General features: G+C 71.8%; 19 protein-coding genes. 13 read left to right on the forward strand and 6 right to left on the reverse strand.

Going from position 1 to position 20033, the window contains the following annotated elements:
- Positions 1 to 3: 3 nt before the first annotated feature.
- Complete coding sequence (locus AB0F56_RS24175) at positions 4 to 597, reverse strand: hypothetical protein (protein WP_362013175.1); 594 nt, start codon at positions 595 to 597, stop codon at positions 4 to 6.
- 95 nt (positions 598 to 692) lie between these two features.
- Positions 693 to 1313, reverse strand: a complete 621-nt coding sequence (locus AB0F56_RS24180) for a MerR family transcriptional regulator (protein WP_362013308.1) — start codon at positions 1311 to 1313, stop codon at positions 693 to 695.
- Positions 1314 to 1536: 223 nt separating this feature from the next.
- On the opposite strand from AB0F56_RS24180, the gene AB0F56_RS24185 reads away from it, so the two are divergent.
- From AB0F56_RS24185 to AB0F56_RS24205, 5 genes are all read left to right on the forward strand, one after another.
- A complete protein-coding gene (locus AB0F56_RS24185; RefSeq protein ID WP_362013177.1) occupies positions 1537 to 3075 on the forward strand; it encodes an NAD(P)/FAD-dependent oxidoreductase in 1539 nt (512 codons plus the stop codon).
- Between the two features lie 29 nt (positions 3076 to 3104).
- A complete protein-coding gene (locus tag AB0F56_RS24190; protein WP_362013309.1) occupies positions 3105 to 4022 on the forward strand; it encodes an alpha/beta hydrolase in 918 nt (305 codons plus the stop codon).
- Positions 4019 to 4900, forward strand: a complete 882-nt coding sequence (locus tag AB0F56_RS24195; RefSeq protein ID WP_362013179.1) for an SDR family oxidoreductase — start codon at positions 4019 to 4021, stop codon at positions 4898 to 4900. Before AB0F56_RS24190 ends, AB0F56_RS24195 begins: the two co-directional genes overlap by 4 nt.
- 94 nt (positions 4901 to 4994) lie before the next feature.
- Positions 4995 to 5180, forward strand: a complete 186-nt coding sequence (locus tag AB0F56_RS24200) for a hypothetical protein (RefSeq protein WP_362013181.1) — start codon at positions 4995 to 4997, stop codon at positions 5178 to 5180.
- A 176-nt stretch (positions 5181 to 5356) separates the two neighbouring features.
- The gene (locus AB0F56_RS24205) at positions 5357 to 5899 is read left to right on the forward strand and encodes a GNAT family N-acetyltransferase (RefSeq protein WP_362013183.1); all 543 of its coding nucleotides are present in this window, start codon (positions 5357 to 5359) and stop codon (positions 5897 to 5899) included.
- Here the strand turns inward: AB0F56_RS24205 and AB0F56_RS24210 are convergent.
- Positions 5845 to 9138: a S41 family peptidase gene (locus tag AB0F56_RS24210; RefSeq protein WP_362013185.1), complete on the reverse strand. Its 3294-nt coding sequence runs from the start codon at positions 9136 to 9138 to the stop codon at positions 5845 to 5847. The genes AB0F56_RS24205 and AB0F56_RS24210 overlap by 55 nt on opposite strands.
- A 161-nt stretch (positions 9139 to 9299) precedes the next feature.
- Between AB0F56_RS24210 and AB0F56_RS24215 the strand changes: the two genes are divergently transcribed.
- Together AB0F56_RS24215 and AB0F56_RS24220 are read left to right on the forward strand one after the other, a co-directional pair.
- Entirely contained in the window at positions 9300 to 9872 is a 573-nt protein-coding gene (locus AB0F56_RS24215) for a TetR/AcrR family transcriptional regulator (RefSeq protein WP_362013187.1), read from the forward strand.
- A 118-nt stretch (positions 9873 to 9990) separates the two neighbouring features.
- Complete coding sequence (locus AB0F56_RS24220) at positions 9991 to 12192, forward strand: MMPL family transporter (RefSeq protein WP_362013189.1); 2202 nt, start codon at positions 9991 to 9993, stop codon at positions 12190 to 12192.
- 196 nt (positions 12193 to 12388) lie between these two features.
- Here the strand turns inward: AB0F56_RS24220 and AB0F56_RS24225 are convergent, their stop codons facing one another.
- The gene (locus AB0F56_RS24225; protein WP_362013191.1) at positions 12389 to 13363 is read right to left on the reverse strand and encodes an endonuclease/exonuclease/phosphatase family protein; all 975 of its coding nucleotides are present in this window, start codon (positions 13361 to 13363) and stop codon (positions 12389 to 12391) included.
- 45 nt (positions 13364 to 13408) lie between these two features.
- Complete coding sequence (locus tag AB0F56_RS24230) at positions 13409 to 13768, reverse strand: SsgA family sporulation/cell division regulator (RefSeq protein ID WP_362013193.1); 360 nt, start codon at positions 13766 to 13768, stop codon at positions 13409 to 13411.
- A 133-nt stretch (positions 13769 to 13901) separates the two neighbouring features.
- Here AB0F56_RS24230 and AB0F56_RS24235 point away from each other — a divergent pair, with 133 nt between their 5' ends.
- From AB0F56_RS24235 to AB0F56_RS24255, 5 genes are all read left to right on the forward strand, one after another.
- A complete protein-coding gene (locus AB0F56_RS24235) occupies positions 13902 to 14939 on the forward strand; it encodes an energy-coupling factor ABC transporter permease (RefSeq protein WP_362013195.1) in 1038 nt (345 codons plus the stop codon).
- 1 nt (position 14940) lies between these two features.
- Complete coding sequence (gene cbiQ, locus AB0F56_RS24240; protein ID WP_362013197.1) at positions 14941 to 15705, forward strand: cobalt ECF transporter T component CbiQ; 765 nt, start codon at positions 14941 to 14943, stop codon at positions 15703 to 15705.
- Positions 15702 to 16448, forward strand: a complete 747-nt coding sequence (locus AB0F56_RS24245; RefSeq protein ID WP_362013199.1) for an ABC transporter ATP-binding protein — start codon at positions 15702 to 15704, stop codon at positions 16446 to 16448. The genes cbiQ and AB0F56_RS24245 overlap by 4 nt, the downstream gene beginning before the upstream one ends.
- Before the next feature lie 69 nt (positions 16449 to 16517).
- Entirely contained in the window at positions 16518 to 17708 is a 1191-nt protein-coding gene (locus AB0F56_RS24250) for a serine hydrolase domain-containing protein (RefSeq protein ID WP_362013201.1), read from the forward strand.
- A gap of 62 nt (positions 17709 to 17770) precedes the next feature.
- Positions 17771 to 18286 (forward strand): DinB family protein, encoded by a 516-nt coding sequence (locus AB0F56_RS24255; protein ID WP_362013203.1) that lies wholly within the window; start codon positions 17771 to 17773, stop codon positions 18284 to 18286.
- Positions 18287 to 18329: 43 nt separating this feature from the next.
- Here AB0F56_RS24255 and AB0F56_RS24260 read toward each other — a convergent pair whose 3' ends face one another.
- Positions 18330 to 19061 carry an alpha/beta hydrolase gene (locus tag AB0F56_RS24260; RefSeq protein WP_362013205.1) on the reverse strand — a complete coding sequence of 244 codons (732 nt, stop codon included), beginning with the start codon at positions 19059 to 19061 and terminating at the stop codon, positions 18330 to 18332.
- 209 nt (positions 19062 to 19270) lie between these two features.
- On the opposite strand from AB0F56_RS24260, the gene AB0F56_RS24265 reads away from it, so the two are divergent.
- On the forward strand, positions 19271 to 20029 hold the full coding sequence (locus tag AB0F56_RS24265; RefSeq protein WP_362013207.1) for an SDR family NAD(P)-dependent oxidoreductase: 759 nt from the start codon (positions 19271 to 19273) through the stop codon (positions 20027 to 20029).
- Positions 20030 to 20033 lie beyond the last annotated feature (4 nt).

The raw sequence follows: 20033 nt of genomic DNA on the forward strand, positions 1-20033 counted from the left end.
CGGTCAGCCCTTGCCCGCGCCCGCGTCGACGGGGTCGCCGATGATCGGCGCGCAGGTGCGGGTGGCCCGCTTGGCACCGGCCGAGGTCTGGTCCCACTGGGCGTCGCCGTAGACGTTTCCGTCGGGTCCGGGCTCGGGGAAGTCGGGCGCGCCGTTCTTCTGCATGCACTCGGCGTACTCGCGCCGGACCTTGATCTGCTCGGGCGAGAGCTTCGGCGCGAGGCTCTTCTCCAGGCTCTCCGGCACGGGCGGGTTGAGCGAGGCGCACTCCTGCGAGGCCTTCAGGTACGCCGGGTTCTTCTTGAGCGTCGCGTTGTCCCCGAGGTCGATCTGGCCCTTGGCGTCGGGGTCGGGCGCGTCGACGCCGTTCTCCCGCAGGCACTTCACGAAGGCGCGCTTGCCGTCGATGTACGCGGCGAGCTCACCGCCACCGCCGCTGGCGTCACCGCTCCCGCCGCCGCTCCCACTCGCCTTCGACGTGGTGGAGCCGCCGGCCGTCGGCACCTTCGAGCCGCCGTCGTCGCTGCCGCAGCCGGCCAGCGCCAGGGCCATGGCCGTCGCGGCCGCGGCCATCAGTACTCGGTTGGTCGTCCTCATGGGCCGACCGTAGGGCGGGGATGATGAAGAACCTTTGAAGAACCTGTCACGCGATCATGAGGTCACGCGATCACGGGGAAGACCGGGACGGGGGATCAGGGCTGCTCGCGCAGCCGCCGGTCCAGGGCCATCGACAGTTCCGCCTCCACCACGCTCTTCGCGAGCGGGCGCAGCCGCTGGATGTCCTTCTCCTCCGCGTGCTCCCGCAGGAGTTCGGTGAAGAGCGCGGCCAGCGCGTCCGCGTGTTCGCGCACCGCGCGCCCCGCCTCCAGGACGGCGGCGAGCGGGACGCCCTCCTTCACGAGGGCGGCGGAGACGTCGAGGAGCCGGCGGCTGATGTGGACGATCGTGTCGCCGTCGGTGGCGAGGTAGCCGAGGTCGAGGGCGGCCATCAGGTTCTCGGGGGTGACCTCGCCCGCGAAGTAGTCGGCGAGTTCCTGGGGCGTGAGCCGGACCGGCTCCTCCTCGGTCGGTTCGCCGAGGCCGAGGACCTCGCTGACGTCCTTGCCGCTCTCGAAGGCGGTGTTGAGGTCGGCGATGCCGTTGAGGGTGTGGCCGCGTTCGAGGAGGGCGGCGATCGTACGGAGTTTGGCCAGGTGGTGGTCGTCGTACCAGGCGATCCGGCCCTCGCGGCGGGGCGGCGCGATCAGTCCGCGCTCGCGGTAGAAGCGCAGGGTGCGCACGGTGATGCCGGCCTCGGCGGCGAGCTCGTCCATGCGGTACTCGCGTACGCCCGTCGCGGCGACACCCGCTGCCCCGCTCGCCTTCCCGTCCGCGTTCACGTCATCCGATCGATCAGCCACGCCCGCCAGCCTATGTTGTACCGCCGGTAACTTTCCCTCGCGCGACCCCTACCGCTCGGTATGCCGCTGCTCTACAGTCCCGATTGTGCCAGTGATTGCTGGCGTAATGGGCAGGGCCGGGCGCACGGGAGGCGGCATGGCGAAGCACGAGCACGTACGAGTGGCGGTGATCGGATCGGGGTTCGGTGGACTCGGGGCCGCCGTCCGGCTGCGCCGCGAGGGGATCACCGACTTCGTCGTCCTGGAGCGGGCCGACTCCGTCGGCGGCACCTGGCGCGACAACAGCTACCCGGGCTGCGCCTGCGACGTCCCGTCGCACCTGTACTCCTTCTCCTTCGCGCCCAACCCGGACTGGCCCCGCACCTTCTCCGGCCAGCGCCACATCCGCGCCTACCTGGAGCACGTCACCGACACCTTCCGGCTCCGCCCGCACCTGCGCCTCAACCACGAGGTGACGCGGATGCGCTGGGACGGCGACGAGCTGCGCTGGGAGATCGAGACCAGCCAGGGCTCCTTCACCGCCGATGTGATCGTCTCGGCGACCGGCCCGCTCTCCGACCCGAAGATCCCCGACATCCCGGGCCTCGCCGACTTCCCCGGCAAGGTCTTCCACTCCGCGCAGTGGGACCACGACTACGACCTCACCGGCAAGCGCGTCGCCATGGTCGGCACCGGCGCCTCCGCCATCCAGATCGTGCCCGCGATCCAGCCCCAGGTCGGCAGGCTCACGCTCTTCCAGCGCACGCCCCCGTGGGTCATGCCCCGCATGGACCGCGCCATCACCGGCGCCGAGCGCTGGCTCCACCGCACGCTCCCCTTCACCGGCACCGCGCGCCGAGGCCTGCTCTGGGGTATCCGCGAGCTCCAGGTGAGCGCCTTCACCAAGCGCCCCGGCGAGCTGGGCCTCGTCGAGTCGCTCGCCAAGCGCAACATGGCCAAGTCGATCAAGGACCCGGCGCTGCGGGCCAAGCTGACCCCCTCGTACCGCATCGGCTGCAAGCGGATCCTGCTCTCCAACGCGTACTACCCGGCGCTCGCGCAGCCCAATGTGGACGTCGTCGACTCCGGCCTTCGCGAGGTGCGCGGCTCGACCGTCGTGGCCGCCGACGGGACGGAGACCGAGGTCGACGCGATCGTCTTCGGTACGGGATTCCACGTCACCGACATGCCGATCGCCGACCGGGTCGTGGGCGCGGACGGCGTCGCGCTCTCCGAGGCATGGAAGGGCGGGGTGCAGTCGCTGCGCGGCGCGACCGTCGACGGCTTCCCCAACTGGATGACGATCATCGGCCCCAACACCGGCCTCGGGAACTCCTCCATGATCCTGATGATCGAGTCCCAGCTGAACTACATGGCGGACTACCTGCGCCAACTCGACGTCCTCGGAGGGCGCGCGGCGCTCGCCGCCCGGCCGTCCGCCGTCGGCGCCTGGAACCGCCGGGTGCAGGACCGGATGGAGCGGACCGTGTGGAAGTCGGGCGGCTGCGACAGCTGGTACCTCGACGCCAACGGCCGCAACACCACGCTCTGGCCGGGTACGACAGCCGAGTTCCGGCGCGAGACGCGACGCGTCGACCTCGCGGAGTACGAGGTGCTGCGGCCGACGGAGAAGTCGAGCGCCGACAAGGCGCCCGCCGCGCGCCGTGCGCCCAAGAAGAAGGAGACGGTGAAGTGAGCCGTCTCTTCGGGTCCGGTACGGGATCGCTGCCCCACCCGCAGGAGGTCATCGCGGTCTCCGCCGACGGCGCCCGCGTCCATGTCGAGGTGTACGGGCCCGAGGGCGCCCCGGCCGTGGTCCTGGCCCACGGCTGGACCTGCTCGATCGACTTCTGGGCCGAGCAGATCCGCGACCTCGCCCGCGACCACCGGGTCATCGCCTACGACCAGCGCGGTCACGGCGGCACCCCCGCCCCGGCGGACCCGTCCGGCTACTCGACCCGGGCGCTCGCCGACGACCTGGAGGCCGTGCTCGCCGCGACCCTCGCCCCCGGCGAGCGCGCGGTCCTGGCCGGGCACTCCATGGGCGGCATGACGCTGATGGCCGCCGCCACCCGCCCCGCCTTCCGGGAGCACGCGGCCGCCGCGCTGCTCTGCTCCACCGGGCCGTCCCGGCTCGTCGCCGAGTCCCTCGTCCTGCCGCTGCCTGCGGGCGGGGTCCGGACCCGGCTGACCAAGGCGATTCTCGGTGCTCGGGCGCCGCTCGGGCCCGTCAACGCGTTGTCCCGGAAGATCCTCAAGTACGCGACGATGGGCCCCGGTTCGGCGCCCGAGCGGGTCGACGCGTGCGCCCGGATCGTGCACGCCTGCCCCCGCCGCGCGCGGGTGGCCTGGTCCCGGGTCCTCGCGGAGCTCGACCTCGAAGCGGGCGTGCGGGAGTTGGAGCTGCCCGTGGCCGTGATCGCGGGCACGGCCGACCGGCTCACCCCGCCCGTCCACTCCCGCGGCCTCGCGGCGGCGCTTCCGGAGTGCGTGGGCCTGGAGGAGCTGGCGGGTATGGGTCATATGACGCCGGTGGAGGCGCCGGAGGCGGTGACGGCCCGGATACGCGCGCTCGTCACGTCGTACGTAGCGGTGACGCAGGAGCAGCAGGAGCAGCAGGAGCAGAAGGAGGAAGTGGCATGAGCAGGGTCAGCCTGGAGGGCCAGGTCGCGGTCGTCACCGGAGCGGCCCGCGGTGTCGGCGAACTCCTCGCCCGCAAGCTCTCGGCGCGCGGCGCCAAGCTCGCGCTCGTCGGCCTGGAGCCGGAGGAGCTGAAGCAGGTCGCGAGCCGGCTGCACACCGAGGCGGACTGGTGGCACGCCGACGTCACCGACCACGAGGCGATGGCCCGGGTGGCCCAGGAGGTCAAGGAGCGCTTCGGGAAGGTCGACATCGTCGTCGCCAACGCGGGCGTCGCGGCGGGCGGCCCGTTCGTCGACTCCGACCCGGTCGCCTGGCGGCGGGTCATCGAGGTCAACCTGATCGGCGGGGCGGTCACGGGACGGGCGTTCCTGCCCGTCCTGATGGAGTCGCGCGGCTACTTCCTGCAGATCGCCTCGCTCGCCGCCATGACCCCGGCGCCGATGATGACGGCGTACTGCGCCTCCAAGTCGGGCGTCGAGGCCTTCGCGCACAGCCTGCGCGCCGAGGTCGGCTACAAGGGCGTGAAGGTCGGCGTCGGCTACCTCTCCTGGACCGACACGGACATGGTCCGGGGCGCGGACCAGGACGACGTCATGAAGGAGCTGCGGCAGCGGCTGCCCTGGCCGTCGAACCGCACGTACCCCCTCGGCCCGGCCGTCGACCGGATCGTGGCCGGCATCGAGCGGCGCTCGCCGCACGTGTACGCCCAGTGGTGGCTGCGCGGGATGCAGGCGACGCGCGGCTACCTGCCGGGGATCATCGCCACCGTCGGCCAGCGCGAGATGAGGCGCTTCGAACCGCGTCTGGCCGGTGTCTCCAAGGGCCTCGTGGGCGCCGGAGGGGCGGCCGACGAGGCGGCGCGTACGGAGAGTATCTGATCGAAATGCGCGGAATGTTCCGCCGTGCCACGCTGGTCGAGGCCCAGGGGCGAGACGCCCCGATCCCCTCACACCCGTCTAGGAGTGAACTTTCATGGGCATGAAGGACCAGTTCCAGGACAAGGCGAAGCAGGCCGCCGAGCAGGCGAAGCAGCGCATGGGCAACGCCCGCGAGGAAGCGTCCGAGCGCGCCTCCCAGGCCAAGCGCCCCTCCGAGGAGGAGCAGCGCCGGGCCCAGCAGGAGGCCCAGGACCGCTTCGACCAGGACTACGACGCCTGACGTCTGTCCTACGAGGCCGCCGAGGCCTCTGAGAAGGCGCACCCGGGACGCCGGGTGCGCCTTCCGCGCGTCCGCCTTCCGCGCGTGCGCCCTCCGCCCTTCCGCCTTCCGCCCGCGCCCCGGGGGGTGTTCTAAATCACGCGCCACGAGCCCGTCGTCCGCGTAGCGTGCGGACCATGTCCGAACTGCAGCTTCTCCGTGCCGACCACGCGCCCGCGCTCCTCGCGTTCGAGCGGGAGAACCGGTCGTATTTCGCCGCCCATGTGCCCGACCGTGGCGACGCGTACTTCGAGGAGTTCGACGTACGGCACCGGGCGCTGCTCGACGAGCAGGCGACCGGCGCGGTGCGGATGCACGTGCTCGTGGCCGACGAGGGCGAGGTCCTCGGCCGGTTCAACCTCGTCGACCTGGTCGACGGGGGCGCCGAACTCGGCTATCGGGTCGCCGAGAAGGCCACCGGGCGCGGGGTCGCCTCCGCCGGGGTGCGCGAGGTCTGCCGGCTCGCCGTGGAGGAGTACGGGCTGAGCCGGCTGACCGCCGCGACCACCGTGGACAACACCGGCTCACGGACCGTCCTGGGCCGTCTCGGCTTCGGAGCGGTCGGGAGCGTGACCCTCGACGGGCGCCCGGGCGTCGCCTACGAACTCGATCTCACGGCGGCCCGTCACCCCGACCTCGGCGGCAGCTTCGGCCGGGAGCGGTCCGGGACGTCCGCGTAGCCGGGCGGGGCGGCCGCCGGGGTCTCCGCGAGCAGGGCGAGCGCCACCTCGACCGCGTCGTCCAGCTGGGCGTGCCGGCCCTCGGCCCAGTCCAGCGGGGTGCGCAGGATCGCGAGATCCGGGTCCACGCCCTCGTTCTCGACGGACCAGCCGAACTCCGGGAACCAGGCCGCGTTCATGGGCACCGTGATCTGCGTGCCGTCGCCGAGCCGGTGGCGGCCGGTCATGCCGACCACCCCGCCCCAGGTCCGCTGACCCACCACGGGCCCGAGCCCGAGCAGCTTGAACGCGGCCGTGATCATGTCGCCGTCCGAGGAGGTCGCCTCGTCCGCGAGGGCCACCACCGGGCCGCGCGGGGCGTTCGAGGCGTACGAGACGGGCTGGGCGTTCCGCGTCAGGTCCCAGCCCAGGATCTTGCGGGTCAGCTTCTCCACGACCAGCTCGCTGATGTGCCCGCCCGCGTTGCCGCGCACGTCCACGATCAGGGCAGGCCGGGAGACCTCCATCCGCAGGTCCCGGTTGAACTGCGCCCAGCCCGAGCCGCCCATGTCGGGGATGTGCAGGTAGCCGCACTTGCCGCCGCTGACCTCCCGTACCACCGCGCGCCGTTTGGCCACCCAGTCCTGGTAGCGCAGCGGCCGTTCGTCGATGAGCGGCACGATCGCGACCCGGCGGGCGCGCCCCTCGCCCTCCGCCGGCTGGAAGGTCAGCTCGACCGTCGTACCGCCCGAGGCGGACAGCAGCGGATACGGTCCTGTCACCGGGTCCACCGGGCGGCCGTCGACGTGGGTGAGGACCGCGCCCTCCCGGATGCCGGTGCCCGCGAGCGGTGAACGCGCCTTGGAGTCGGAGGAGTCGCCGGGCAGGATCCGCTTGACCATCCAACCGCCGTCCCGGGGAACGAGGTTGGCGCCGAGCAGCCCCATCGCCCGCTGGTAGTGCGGGGGCCCCTCGTTGCGCCGGGCCGGGGTCACGTACGCGTGCGAGGTGCCCAGCTCGCCCATGACCTCGCGCAGCAGGTCGGCGAAGTCGTCGGGGGTCGCGACCCGTTCGACGAGCGGGCGGTACTGGTCGAGGACGGCCGGCCAGTCCACCCCGCACATGTTCGGGTCCCAGAAGTAGGAGCGGACGATCCGGCCCGCCTCCTCGTACGCGCCCCGCCACTCCGCCTCCGGGTCGACGTCGTGCAGGATCCGCCGCAGGTCGATGTAGACGGTCGAGTCGCCGTCCCCGGACTCCGTCGACGGCACCGCCCGCAGTTCGCCCTCGTCGGCCACGACGAGCCGTGAGCCGTCCCCGCTGACTGCGAACCAGTCCAGGTGCTGCACCAGTTCGGTCTTGCGGGCCTTGGGGATGTTGAAGTACTCCAGGGTCGGCCGGCCCGTCGTGTCGGCCGGGTTGGCGAAGGTCTCGCCGAGCGCCCCGGAGATCGGCCAGCGCAGCCAGACGAGCCCGCCGCCGTTGACCGGGTGCAGCGCCGAGTACTTGGAGGCCGCCACCGGGAACGGGGTGACCCGCTCCGCGAGCCCCTCCACCTCCACGATGGTCGTCCCCTCGGCGCCTTCCGGTTCCGTCTCCGCCGGATCCATGCCGCCCGCCGCCGGGCGCCCGTCCGGCAGCAGCGCGAACGGCGACGGGGTCGCGGAGGAGAGCGGCACGAGATAGGGGCGGCAGCCCAGCGGGAAGGAGAGGTCGCCGGTGTGCACGTCGTACACCGGGTCGAAGCCGCGCCAGGAGAGGAAGGCGAGGTAGCGGCCGTCGCGGGTGAAGACCGGATTCTCGTCCTCGAAGCGGCCGTTGGTGACGTCGACGATCGTCCGCGCGCCGGGACCCGCGATCCGGGCCATCTTGATCTGCCGCAGCGAGCGCCCGATGCCCGGGTGCGACCAGGTCAGCCAGGTCCCGTCGGGGGAGAAGGCCAGGTCGCGGACCGGCCCGTTGATCGACCGGATCAGCTCGGTGGCCTCGCCGTTGGACTCCTCCGTCGCGTCGATGAGCAGCAGCCGGCCGTCGTTGGAGGCGATCGCGAGCCGCTCGCCGTCCGGGTCGGCGATCATCTCCTCCACCCGGCCGAGTTCGCCCATCGCGAGTCTGCGCGGCTCCCGGTCCCCGGTGGCGCGCGGCAGGTACGCGACCTCGATGGCGTCCTCGCCCTCGGCGTCCGTGACGTACGCGACCTGGCCGCCGCTGCCCAGCATCTCCGGCAGCCGGACCCGTACGCCCGGGGTGTCCGTGATCGTGCGGGCCGGGCCGTCGCGGTGGGTGAGCCAGTACAGGCTGCCGCGCACCGACACCGCGCTCGCCCGCCCGGTCTCGTCCACGGAGAGCGCGTCCACGTGGTTGGCCGCCGGCACCTGGTACGACCGCCGTCCGGCGCGCGGGCCGCCGAGCCGTACCTCCAGCTTGCGCGGCGCGGAGTCGGGGACGGTCAGGTCGTCGACGATCCACAGGTCGCCCGCGCACTGGTAGACCACGCGCCGGCCGTCGCTTGAGGCGTGCCGGGCGTAGAAGGCGTCGTGGTCGGTGTGGCGGCGCAGGTCGGTGCCGTCGGGCAGGCAGGAGTAGAGGTTGCCGACGCCCTCGTGGTCGGAGAGGAACGCGATCCGGCCGCCCACGAACATCGGCGCGTCGAGATGGCCGCCGATGTCGGGCAGCAGCCGCTCCCCGTGCAGCCAGAGCCGGCCGGTGGCCCCGCCCCGGTACCGCTTCCAGGCGGCCGGCTCGTGCGGGGGCTTTCCGGTGAGGAGGAGTGTGCGCCGCTCGGTGCCGGACTCGCCCTCGCCGTCCTGGGCGATGTCCGCGACCGCGATGTCGGAGACCGGTCCCCAGGGCATCCTGCCGCCGGGGGAGCCGTCGGTGGGGACGGTGTAGGCCCAGGAGTAGTACGAGAACGGCTGGCCGTGCGAGGAGACGGCGAGGATGTCGCCGTCGGGGGACCAGGAGCAGACGCGGGTGTCGGTCGAGCCCCAGTAGGTGAGCCGTCGCGAGGGCCCGCCCTCGACCGGCGCGAGATGGATCTCGGGGTCGAGGCTGCGCCACGTCGTGTACGCGAGATGGCGGCCGTCGGGCGAGAAGCGGGGGTGGCCGACCCGGGTCCGGTCGACGGTGACCCGCCAGGCCCGGCCGGGGCGGTGGCCCTCGGGCACGAGGGGCGCGACCCAGAGGTCGTCCTCGGCCGCGAAGCACAGCAGATCGTCGTGGAGGTGCGGGAAGCGGAGGTACGCGGCGTCTTCACTCACCTCCTCATGCTTTCCGCGGGGAGGGGGTGCGGCAACTCGTACGTGCGTACGCGTGTGGCGGCCCGTGTGGCCCAGGACACGTACGAAACGGTTTCGTTTCGTTAGAGCCTCGGGTATCTTCGTACTGTACGAAACCGTTTCGTTCGAATGGGAGGCCGGTCATGGCTCGCAGCAGGCTCACACCAGAGCGTGAGTCCGAGCTGTACGGAGCCGTGCTGGAACTCCTGCGCGAGGTCGGTTACGACGCCCTCACCATGGACGCCGTCGCCGCCCGCACCCACTCCAGCAAGGCCACCCTCTACCGCCAGTGGGGGAGCAAGCCGGAGCTGGTCGCCAAGGCCATGCGCCACAACAAGCCCATCAAGCTCACCGAGATCGACACGGGCACGTTGCGTGGCGACTTCCAGGCCATCATGGAGCTGACCGACGACTGCCGGATGGAGAAGGACACCGCGCTGATGCGGGGTCTCGCCCACGCGGTCCACACCAACCCCGACCTGCACCAGGCGCTGCGCGAACTGCTCATCGAACCCGAGATGAGCAACCTGCGCGAAACCCTGGACCGAGCGGTGGCGCGGGGTGAGATCAGCGCCGACAACCCGGCGCTGAAGTACGTCCCGCACATGATCATCGGGGCGTTCGTCGCTCGTCCGCTGATCGACGATCAGCCGATCGACCACGCCTTCATCGTCGACTACGTCAACGCCGTGGTGCTCCCCTCACTCGGCGTCTGACCTCCCCGCAACACCACCCGCACCACAGGCATCACCCGCACCACCTGACGTCGAACCGCTCACGCCGTCGGGCCGGCTCCCCATGCCCTGTCCCACCACGAATTGGGAGTACGCCCCCGTGGCCACGTTCCTCTACAAACTGGGTCGCTCCGCCTTCCGGCGCCGACGGCTCGTCGCCCTGCTCTGGGTGGCGCTCCTCGCGCTCGCCGGAGTCGGCGCCGCCACCGCGCCCGCCGCGACCTCCTCCTCCTTCTCGATACCCGGCACCGAGGCCCAGAAGGCCTTCGACCTCCTTGAGCAGCGCTTCCCCGGCGGCAGCGCCGACGGGGGCACCGCCCGGGTCGTCTTCAAGGCCCCCGAGGGCCAGAAGATGACCGACCCGGCCAACAAGGCCAAGGTCCAGGATGTCGTCGCCGAGCTGAAGTCCGGCTCCGACCAGGTCGCCTCGGTCACCGACCCGTACACCGCGCAGGCGGTCTCCAAGGACGGCTCGACCGCCTACGTCTCCGTCAGCTACAAGGTCTCCGGCATGGAGCTGACGGACGAGACCCGCGCGGCCCTGGAGAAGACCGGGCACGACGCGCAGGGACAGGGGCTGACCGTCGAGATCGGCGGTGACGCGCTCCAGACCATGCCGGAGACCGGCGCGGGCGAGATCGTCGGCGTGGTCATCGCCGGCATCGTGCTCGTCATCACCTTCGGCTCGCTGGTCGCCGCCGGACTCCCGCTGCTGACCGCGATCATCGGCGTCGGCATCGGCGTCTCGACGATCACGGCGCTCGCCAACGTCCTCGACCTGGGCTCCACCACCTCGACCCTCGCGATGATGATCGGCCTCGCGGTCGGCATCGACTACGCCCTCTTCATCGTCTCCCGCTACCGCGCGGAGCTCGCCGAGGGCCGGGAGCGCGAGGAGGCCGCGGGCCGCGCGGTCGGCACGGCCGGCTCGGCCGTCGTCTTCGCCGGTCTGACCGTCGTCATCGCGCTCGTGGGCCTGGCCGTCGTCAACATCCCGATGCTGACGAAGATGGGCTTCGCGGCCGCCGGCACGGTCGTGATCGCGGTCCTGATCGCACTGACCCTGATCCCGGCCCTGCTCGGGTTCGCGGGCGCCAGGGTGGTCGGCCGCAAGGACCGCAAGGGTCTGAAGAGCGACGAGGGTTCGAAGAAGGCCGACGCCGCGGGTGCGGGGGACAAGCCCAACATGGGCACCCGCTGGGCCCGGTTCGTCATCCGCCGCCCGGTCATGGTCCTGCTCGTCGGTGTCCTCGGCCTCGGCGCGATCGCGCTGCCGGCCGCCTCCCTGGAGATGGGTCTGCCGGACGACGGCTCCAAGCCCGTCTCCGCCACCGAGCGCCGCGCGTACGACATGCTGTCGGACGGCTTCGGCCCCGGGTTCAACGGCCCGCTGATGGTCGTGGTCGACGGGGACAAGGCCGTCGCCGACTCCACCATGGAGACGATCAAGGGCCTGGACGGTGTCGTGGCGGTCATGCCGCCGACGCCGAACAAGGCCGGCGACACCGCGATGATCACGGTCATCCCGAAGGACCGCCCGTCCTCGGTGGCGACCGAGGAGCTCGTCCACGACATCCGTGGCGCGACCGGCGACAACGTCCTGGTCAGCGGTCAGACGGCGATGAACATCGACTTCTCGCAGAAGATGAACGACGCGCTCGTGCCGTACCTGGCGCTGGTGGTCGGACTCGCCTTCCTGCTTCTGATGGTGGTGTTCCGCTCGATCCTGGTCCCGCTGAAGGCGGCCCTCGGCTTCCTGCTCTCGGTGGTCGCCGCCCTCGGCGCGGTCGTCGCGGTCTTCCAGTGGGGCTGGCTCGGCTCGCTGTTCGGGGTCGAGCAGACCGGCCCGATCATGTCGATGATGCCGATCTTCATGGTGGGTGTCGTCTTCGGTCTCGCGATGGACTACGAGGTCTTCCTCGTCACCCGGATGCGCGAGGCGTACGTCCACGGGGAGCGGCCCGGCGAGGCGATCGTGACCGGTTTCCGGCACAGCGCCCGCGTGGTCACCGCCGCCGCCGTGATCATGATCGCCGTCTTCTCCGGCTTCATCGGGATGACCGACCAGATGATCAAGATGATCGGCTTCGGTCTCGCCGTGGCCGTCCTCTTCGACGCCTTCGTGGTCCGCATGGCCATCGTTCCGGCGGTGCTCGCCCTGCTCGGCCACAAGGCGTGGTGGCTGCCGAAGTGGCTGGACCGCGCGCTGCCGAACGTGGACGTGGAGGGCGAGGCCCTGGTCACCGAGAAGGACGTGGACGGGCCGCGGGACGGCCAGGACCGCGAACTGGTGAAGGTCTGACCTGCTCCTGGGAAACTCCGGGGCGGCTCCTTGAGCGGAGGAGCACGCCCCGGACCGGGCACGGCTCCTTGAGCGGAGGAGTACGCCCCGGATCGCGCCGGGACCTGTGGGGACGGGGAGCCGACGCGGCCCTGCGCCGCCTTCGTGTCGTACGCGACACGGGGGCGGCGCAGGTGCGTTCAGTGGCTGCTCCGGATCACGCCGCCGGAGGCGTGATCACCACGCTCTCGACGAGCACGTGGTGGTCCGAGCGCTCGGTGTCGGCGACGACGCACCACCGCCGGGCCTCGGTGCTGAAGAGGTAGTCGATCTTCCAGCCGCCGTTGTGGGTGGCCCGGCCCGTACGGGCCGTCCCCTGCTGGTCGCACTCCTGGTAGCCAGGGGTGCCCGGGCCCTGGGAGTAGAGCCCGGCGGGCCAGATCCACGCGTCCTTGTTGCCGGCCGGCCAGTCCGGCGGGCTCGCGTTGAAGTCGCCGCCGAAGACGACCTTCGGGAAGCCCGAGACGACCTGCTTGATCTCGGCGAGCTGGTCGTCCCGGTAGTCCCAGTCCGGGTGCTCCGGGTTGGCGTCCTTCGTCGACACGTGCACCGTGCAGAGCCGTACGCCGAAGTACGTCGCCGTCGCGCAGTGGAACGGCGGGTTGAGCCCGGTCCAGGGCTGGGTCGTCGGGTACTGCTGGGCGTCCGCGAGCCCGGCCTTGACGACGATCGCCGTGCCGACGAGGTCGTTCGGGTCGGAACCGGCGCCGGTGGCGCAGGGGCTCGGGGTCCGCACGCCCTTCTGCGACCAGTGGTACGGCGCGAAGCTCTTGCTCCAGCCCGGTCCGAGCTTGGCCATCAGGGCGTCGAGGCCGCTCGCGCACACCTCCTGGAGGAGGGCGGCCTGGACGTAGTTGCTCTGCACGTACTGCTTGACGACGTCGGCCTTCTCGTCGCCGGTGCCGGTGCCCGTGCACCCCCACCGCTCGACGCCGCACATGTTCCAGCTCATGACCTGCAGGTTCGTGCCGGGCGGCGGGGCCAGGGGGGCTGCCTTGGCCGCGGCGGCCACCCAGGTCGCCGGCTCCGTCGCCGTGGTGGCCGGTGTGGCCTGTGCCGTGGCCCCGTAGAGGGCCCCCGACAGGGCCAGCAGGCCCGCGCCGAGCGCGCCCCACAGTCTCTTCTTCTTCACGTAGCTCCCCCGGAGTGTTCCGTCGTGATCTTGACTGACGGCACTCTAAGGGGTGATCGACGCGGTCTCCGCGTACGTGTGTTTGAGGAAGCGGAGCAGGGCCGTGGTGTCGAACTGCACGACCGCCACCCCGTCGTCCGTGTGGAACTCGACCACGGTCTGCACCCGCCCGCAGGGCCAGACGCCTATGTCCCCGCGGCGCGTCGGGGCGCGCAGGCCCGTTTCGAGGAGGGCGCGGGGGAAGGACCACTCGATGTTGCCGGGGAAGACGAAGCGGACGGTGGCGGGGGTGACGTCGGGGTCGTAGCGGAGCGCGACCGGGACGGGGCGGGAGAGGGGGGCGTCGCTGATGATCCGGCCTTTGGCGTGATCCTCGACCTCATGGGCGTCCGCGGTGGGGGACATGGAGCCTCTCCTCACGCTCGTCTTATTTATCCCCTAATGTCCCATATTTTGGGGCGCGTGCCGAGTGAGCGCTGCCTTTCTGTGATCTGTGCGCTCTTGCAAGTGTTTTGCAGCAGCACTCATCATTCGGGACGTGCATGTACCTGACGGATTCATCAACGCCCCTGTATCGGTCGCCGCCGGTGTCGTCGCCGCCGGCGCCGTCGCCGTCAGCCTGCGTGGAGCGCGCAAGGAGCTGGACGAGCGGGCGGCCCCGCTGGCCGGACTCGTCGCGGCCTTCATCTTCGCCGTGCAGATGCTGAACTTCCCGGTCGCGGCCGGCACCAGCGGCCATCTACTCGGCGGCGCGCTCGCGGCGATCCTGGTGGGGCCGTACACAGGTGTCCTCGTGATCGCCGTGGTCCTGCTGATGCAGGGCATCCTCTTCGCGGACGGCGGACTCACCGCGCTCGGCGTGAACATCACCGTCATGGGCGTGGTCACGGTCGTCGTCGCGTACGCGCTCTTCCGCGGCCTCGTCCTGATCCTGCCCCGCACCCGCCGCTCGGTGACCGTGGCGTCCTTCGTCGCGGCGCTCGTCTCCGTACCGGCCTCCGCCGCCGCCTTCACCCTCGTGTACGCGATCGGCGGCACCACCCAGGTACCGCTCGGCAAGGTGCTCACCGCGATGGTCGGCGTGCACACGCTGATCGGCATCGGCGAGGCCGCGATCACCATGCTGACCGTCGGCGCGGTCATCGCCGTCCGCCCCGACCTCGTGTACGGCGCCCGCGGCCTGACCGCGCCGCTCAAGCTGCGCGTGAACGGGGAACTGGTCGACGCGGCCCCGGCCCGCGACTTCACGCCCGTCGCCGCCCGCTCTCCGAAGAAGGTCTGGATCGGCGGCCTCGTCGCCGCCCTCGTCCTCGCCGGCTTCGTCTCCTTCTACGCCTCCGCCAGCCCGGACGGCCTGGAGAAGGTCGCCGCCGACAAGGGCTTCGACAAGAACGTCGAGGAGCACGCGGCGGCCGGCTCCCCGCTCGCCGACTACGGCGTCGAGGGCATCGAGGCGGCCCGCCTCTCCGGCGGTCTCGCGGGCGTGATCGGCGTCGGCGCGACCCTCGCCGTCGGCACGGGCGCCTTCTGGCTGGTCCGCCGCCGCCGTACGGAATCCGCCGGGGCCCAGGTCTGACATGGGGGCGGGGCACGCGCACAAGCTGTACCGGCGAGGCGACTCGCCGGTCCACGCGCTGCCCCCGCACACCAAGCTCGCCGCCGTCCTCGCCTTCGTGGTGGTCGTGGTCTCCACGCCCCGCGAGGCGATCTGGGCCTTCGGCGGCTACGCCCTGCTCCTCGCGCTCGTCGCCGCGCGGGCCGGGATCCCGGCCGGGTTCCTGCTGCGCAGGCTCCTGATCGAGGTCCCGTTCGTGGCCTTCGCGGTCCTCATGCCCTTCGTGGTGCCGGGCGAGCGGACGGAGGTCCTCGGGATCTCCCTCTCCGTCCCCGGCCTGTGGGGCGCCTGGAACGTCCTCGCCAAGGGCACCCTCGGCGTCGCCGCCTCCGTGATCCTGGCCTCCACCACCGAGCTGCGCGAGCTGATCCTCGGCCTCCAGCGGCTGAAGCTCCCGCCGCTCCTCGTCCAGATCGCCTCCTTCATGATCCGGTACGGCGATGTGATCACGGACGAGATGCGCCGGATGTCGATCGCCCGCCGCTCGCGCGGCTTCGAGGCGCGGGGCGTCCGGCACTGGGGCGTCCTCGCCAAGTCCGCGGGCGCGCTCTTCATCCGCTCGTACGAGCGCGGTGAACGCGTCCATCTCGCGATGGTCAGCCGGGGGTACACCGGCTCCATGCCGGTCATCGACGAGGTCACCGCGACTCGGGCCCAATGGCTCCGGGCGGCCTCTCTGCCGCTCACCGCACTGCTGATCTGCCTCCTGGGATGGACGCTCCGATGACCACTGCACCTTCGTTGGAAGTCCGCGGTCTCGCGTACGCCTACCCCGACGGCCACCAGGCCCTCTTCGGCGTCGACCTGACCGTCGGGCGCGGCGAGCGGGTCGCGCTGCTCGGCCCCAACGGCGCGGGCAAGACCACCCTCGTCCTCCACCTCAACGGCATCCTCACCGGCGGCGCGGGCACGGTCGCCGTCGCCGGGCTGCCGGTGGAGAAGCGAAACCTGGCCGAGATCCGGCGCCGGGTCGGGATCGTCTTCCAGGACCCGGACGACCAGCTGTTCATGCCGACCGTCCGCGAGGACGTCGCCTTCGGCCCCGCGGCGGCCGGACTGCGCGGGGCGGAGCTCGAGGCCGTGGTCACGAAGGCGCTCGCCCGGGTCGGCATGGCGGAGTACGCGGACCGGCCGCCGCACCACCTGTCGTTCGGGCAGCGGCGGCGGGTGGCGGTGGCGACCGTCCTCGCGATGGAGCCGGAGATCCTGGTCCTGGACGAGCCCTCGTCCAACCTGGACCCGGCCTCGCGCCGCGAGCTCGCGGACGTCCTGCGCTCGCTGGACGTGACCGTCCTGATGGTCACCCATGACCTCCCGTACGCCCTGGAGCTCTGCCCGCGCTCGGTCATCCTCAGCGAGGGCGTCATCGCGGGCGACGGCCCGACGGCGGAGATCCTCGCGGACGAGGAGCTGATGACGCGGAACCGCTTGGAGCTCCCGTACGGCTTCGTGCCGAGGGCGACCGCCTGACCCCGGAATCGGAGCCTTCGGGTCGACGTTGCACCATGGGAGCAGGTGAGCGGGAAGGGGTGTGGGGACATGGACGTCCGGGGCACGGTGGCGGCGGGGTTCGAGCCGGTCAGGGACGCGTTCCTGCGCAACTTCGAGCACCGGGGCGAGCGGGGCGCGGCGGTCGCCGTGTACCGCGACGGGATGAAGGTCGTCGACCTGTGGGCGGGGACCAGGGACGCTCACAGCGGGGAAGGTGCCGGCCAGGTCCCGTGGGCCGTGGACACCGCGCAGGTGGTCCGTTCGGCGACCAAGGGCGTCGCGGCGGCCGTACCGCTGCTGCTCCACCAGCGCGGCCAGCTCGACCTGGACGCGCCGGTCGGCACGTACTGGCCCGAGTTCAAGGCGGCCGGCAAGGAGCGGGTGAGCGTACGGCAGCTGCTCGCACACCAGGCCGGGGTGCCGGTCCTCGACCACCCGCTGACCCTCGCCGAGGCCGTCGACCCGGCGGTCGCCCAGGCGGCGATCGCCGCGCAGGCTCCGGTCTGGGCACCGGGAACGGCCCACGGCTACCACGCGCACACCTTCAGCTGGCTGCTCTCCGGCCTGGTCCACCGGGTCACCGGCCGCACGATCGGGCGCTGGGTCGCCGAGGAGGTCGCCCGCCCGCTGGGCCTGGACCTCTGGATAGGCCTGCCGGCCGACGAGGCGCACCGGGTCGGCCGGCTCGGTGCGATCGAGGAGCTCGAACCGCCGGACAGCGGGGCGCTGAAGCTCCGCCCCAAGCGCTCGGTGACCGAGGCGTACCGGGACCCGAACTCGCTGACGCGGCGCGCCTTCGGGGTGATCGACCCCAAGCCGGACGAGAACGACCAGGTCTACCGGGCGGCCGAACTCCCGGGCTCGGGCGGCGTCTCGACGGCCCGCGCCCTCGCCCGCTTCTACGCCTCGACCCTCGGCCCGGTCGACGGCGGCCCCCGCCTCTTCGCCCCGGCGACGCTCACCCTGGCGCGTACGGAGGAGTCCGCGGGCCCCGACCGCGTGCTGATGGTCGGCACCCGCTTCGGCCTGGGCCACATGCTCCACGGCCCGGCGTCCCCGCTCCTCGGCCCCACCTCCTTCGGCCACCCGGGCCGAGGCGGCTCCCTGGCCTTCGCGGACCCGGAGTCGTCGATCGCCTTCGGCTACGTCACGAACGGCATGCGCAAGACGGTGACGGCGGACCCGAGGGCCCAGGCGCTGGTACGCGCGGTACGGACGAGCCTGGACGCGGACACGTAAACGCGCGGGGGCCCGACATATCCAGTCGACACACCCCTCGGCCGGGCTGCACACTTCCGGCGATGACTCAACGAACCGATACGCCTCCCACCTGGGACGAGCGCACGCAGCTGAACACCTTCCTCGACTACGCCCGTGACACGGCACGCGCCAAGTGCGAGGGAGTCTCCCCGGAAGACGCCCGCAAGGCCCCGCTCCCCGGCTCGCCGCTGATGACGCTGTGCGGCCTGATCAGCCATCTGCGCTGGGTGGAGCACTGGTGGGTGCACGTGGTCTTCCTGGGCAAGGAGGACGGGGGCCCGCTCGCCGAGGCGACGGAGGAGGACCCCGACCCGGAGATGCGGACGGCGGTCGACATCCCGCTGCCTCAACTCCTCGCCGAGTACGAGGAACAGAGCGCCCACTACCGCACCCTCCTCGCCGACCACGACCTGAACACCCAGGCCAAACGCCCCATCCGCGACGGCCGCCACGTGGACCTCCGCTGGATCTACCTCCACCTCATCGAGGAAACCTCCCGCCACAACGGCCACCTCGACGTCATCCGCGAACTCGTCGACGGCAGGACGGGCGTGTAGTAGCCGGCACGGGGCGCGCCGATCGGGCGCGCCCCGCAGGCGACTAGCGCAGATGCCGGGCGAAGAACCGTACGGTGCTGTCGAGTTCGAAGGCCGGGATCTCCCCGTGTTTGCCCGGGTTGGCGTGCAGCGATTTCTCCGCGGACCCCAGGGCGTCGAAGAGGGCCAGGCTCAGCTCCCTGGGAACGCGTTCGTCGTCCCACTGGACCAGGAACTCGACGGGGACGGTGATCCGGGCGGCGGCCTCGGCCGTGGCCAGGGCGCCGCCGAGGCCCAGGACCGCCGCGCGGACCCGGGGTTCGGCGGCGACGAACGGTACGCCGAGCCCGCAGCCCAAGGAGACGCCCCAGTACCCCACGGGCGCGACGCCCACGTGGTCGAGCTCCTGCACCGCGTCGACGGCCGACCGCCACTCCGGCACGGTCTGCCGGGCCACGAGCGCCTGGAAGTCGGCCATCAGCGGCGCCAACTCCTCGCCCGCCTCCACCCGCGCCTGGTTCTCGGCCACGATCCGGTCGAACTCCTCGACCTTCGGCCGGTCCCCATGAGCGGGCACATCGACCGCCACCACGGCGAACCCGCACTCCACGACGAACCGCCGCGCCCGGAACACCACCCCGGGCGCCTTCTTGTGCTGCCCACCGCCGTGCCCCATGACCACCAACGGCCGTGCACCGACGGCCCCGTCGGGCGTCCACAGGACACCGGGGATCTCGCCGAGCATGAAGAGTTGTTCGCGGACGCCGTCCGACGACGTCTCAGAGAGGAAGCGCATAGCGTTCCAGCCTTTCGGGATGCCTTCTTCGGGCTCCCTAGGCCATGCGAAGGAGGGAGTCCCGACCTGTCTCTGTCGAAGCGTTGATCGGTCTCACCTCCTCATGTCGCATGGTGACGCACGGCGGCCGCAACGTATCACGACCGACCGGGGTACGGGTCGAGCCGTACACCTGGTGCGGCCCGGTCGGTCGGGTGTGTGATCGGGGGATGGACAGGTTTCAGGGGTACTCGGCGTTCGTCACCGGTGGGGCTCAGGGGATTGGGGCCGCCGTGGTGCGGCGGCTGCTTGGTGAAGGGGCGCGCATTGTCGTCGCCGATGTGGATGAAGGGGCCGCGCACAAGGCCTTCGGGGACGTGAGTGGCGTGCGGGTCGTGCGGTGTGATGTGGGGGACGCCGACTCGGTGGCGGCGGCCGTCGCGTACGCCGGTGAGGAGTTCGGGCGGCTCGATGTGCTCGTCAACAACGCCTTCGCGCCCGACCGGGCCGAGGACACCGACGACGAGTGGCGCGAGCAGTTCGACGTGACCCTCCTGGGGGCCGTCCGGTGCGCGCGGGCCGCCATGCCGTTGCTCGCCGCCGCCGGCGGGCGAGGGGCGATCGTCAACATCGGGTCCGTCAACGCCGAGGCGTACTTCGGCAACCACGCCTACAGCGCCGCCAAGGCCGGTCTGGCCTCCTTCACCCGTACCCTCGCCGGCGAAGCCGCCCCGCTCGGCGTCCGGGTCAACCAGGTCACCCCCGGCACCATCGCCACCCGCGGGTGGGAGTCCCGGCCGGAGCAACTGGCCGCGCTCGCCGAGCGCGTCTACCCGCTCGGACGGGTCGGGAAGCCGGAGGACGTCGCCGCCGCCGTCGCCTTCCTCGCCTCCGGAGATGCCGCTTGGGTCACCGGGACCACCCTTCGGGTGGATGGTGGGTTGCTCGCCGTCAACACGCATTTCTCCGAAGTGCTCGGGGAGTTCTGACGGG

Origin of the sequence: Streptomyces sp. NPDC026092 (assembly GCF_040638605.1) — a bacterium.
In the GTDB taxonomy this organism is placed as follows: Bacteria; Actinomycetota; Actinomycetes; order Streptomycetales; family Streptomycetaceae; genus Streptomyces.

What these genes read in the sequence shown, in the direction of transcription:
- AB0F56_RS24175 (WP_362013175.1), bottom strand. Translation starts at nt 597, where the DNA reads ATGAGGACGACCAACCGAGTACTGATGGCCGCGGCCGCGACGGCCATG.
- AB0F56_RS24180 (WP_362013308.1), bottom strand. Translation starts at nt 1,313, where the DNA reads ATGGACGAGCTCGCCGCCGAGGCCGGCATCACCGTGCGCACCCTGCGC.
- AB0F56_RS24185 (WP_362013177.1), top strand. Translation starts at nt 1,537, where the DNA reads ATGGCGAAGCACGAGCACGTACGAGTGGCGGTGATCGGATCGGGGTTC.
- AB0F56_RS24195 (WP_362013179.1), top strand. Translation starts at nt 4,019, where the DNA reads ATGAGCAGGGTCAGCCTGGAGGGCCAGGTCGCGGTCGTCACCGGAGCG.
- AB0F56_RS24200 (WP_362013181.1), top strand. Translation starts at nt 4,995, where the DNA reads ATGGGCATGAAGGACCAGTTCCAGGACAAGGCGAAGCAGGCCGCCGAG.
- AB0F56_RS24205 (WP_362013183.1), top strand. Translation starts at nt 5,357, where the DNA reads ATGTCCGAACTGCAGCTTCTCCGTGCCGACCACGCGCCCGCGCTCCTC.
- AB0F56_RS24215 (WP_362013187.1), top strand. Translation starts at nt 9,300, where the DNA reads ATGGCTCGCAGCAGGCTCACACCAGAGCGTGAGTCCGAGCTGTACGGA.
- AB0F56_RS24230 (WP_362013193.1), bottom strand. Translation starts at nt 13,768, where the DNA reads ATGTCCCCCACCGCGGACGCCCATGAGGTCGAGGATCACGCCAAAGGC.
- cbiQ (WP_362013197.1), top strand. Translation starts at nt 14,941, where the DNA reads ATGGGGGCGGGGCACGCGCACAAGCTGTACCGGCGAGGCGACTCGCCG.
- AB0F56_RS24245 (WP_362013199.1), top strand. Translation starts at nt 15,702, where the DNA reads ATGACCACTGCACCTTCGTTGGAAGTCCGCGGTCTCGCGTACGCCTAC.
- AB0F56_RS24250 (WP_362013201.1), top strand. Translation starts at nt 16,518, where the DNA reads ATGGACGTCCGGGGCACGGTGGCGGCGGGGTTCGAGCCGGTCAGGGAC.
- AB0F56_RS24255 (WP_362013203.1), top strand. Translation starts at nt 17,771, where the DNA reads ATGACTCAACGAACCGATACGCCTCCCACCTGGGACGAGCGCACGCAG.
- AB0F56_RS24260 (WP_362013205.1), bottom strand. Translation starts at nt 19,061, where the DNA reads ATGCGCTTCCTCTCTGAGACGTCGTCGGACGGCGTCCGCGAACAACTC.
- AB0F56_RS24265 (WP_362013207.1), top strand. Translation starts at nt 19,271, where the DNA reads ATGGACAGGTTTCAGGGGTACTCGGCGTTCGTCACCGGTGGGGCTCAG.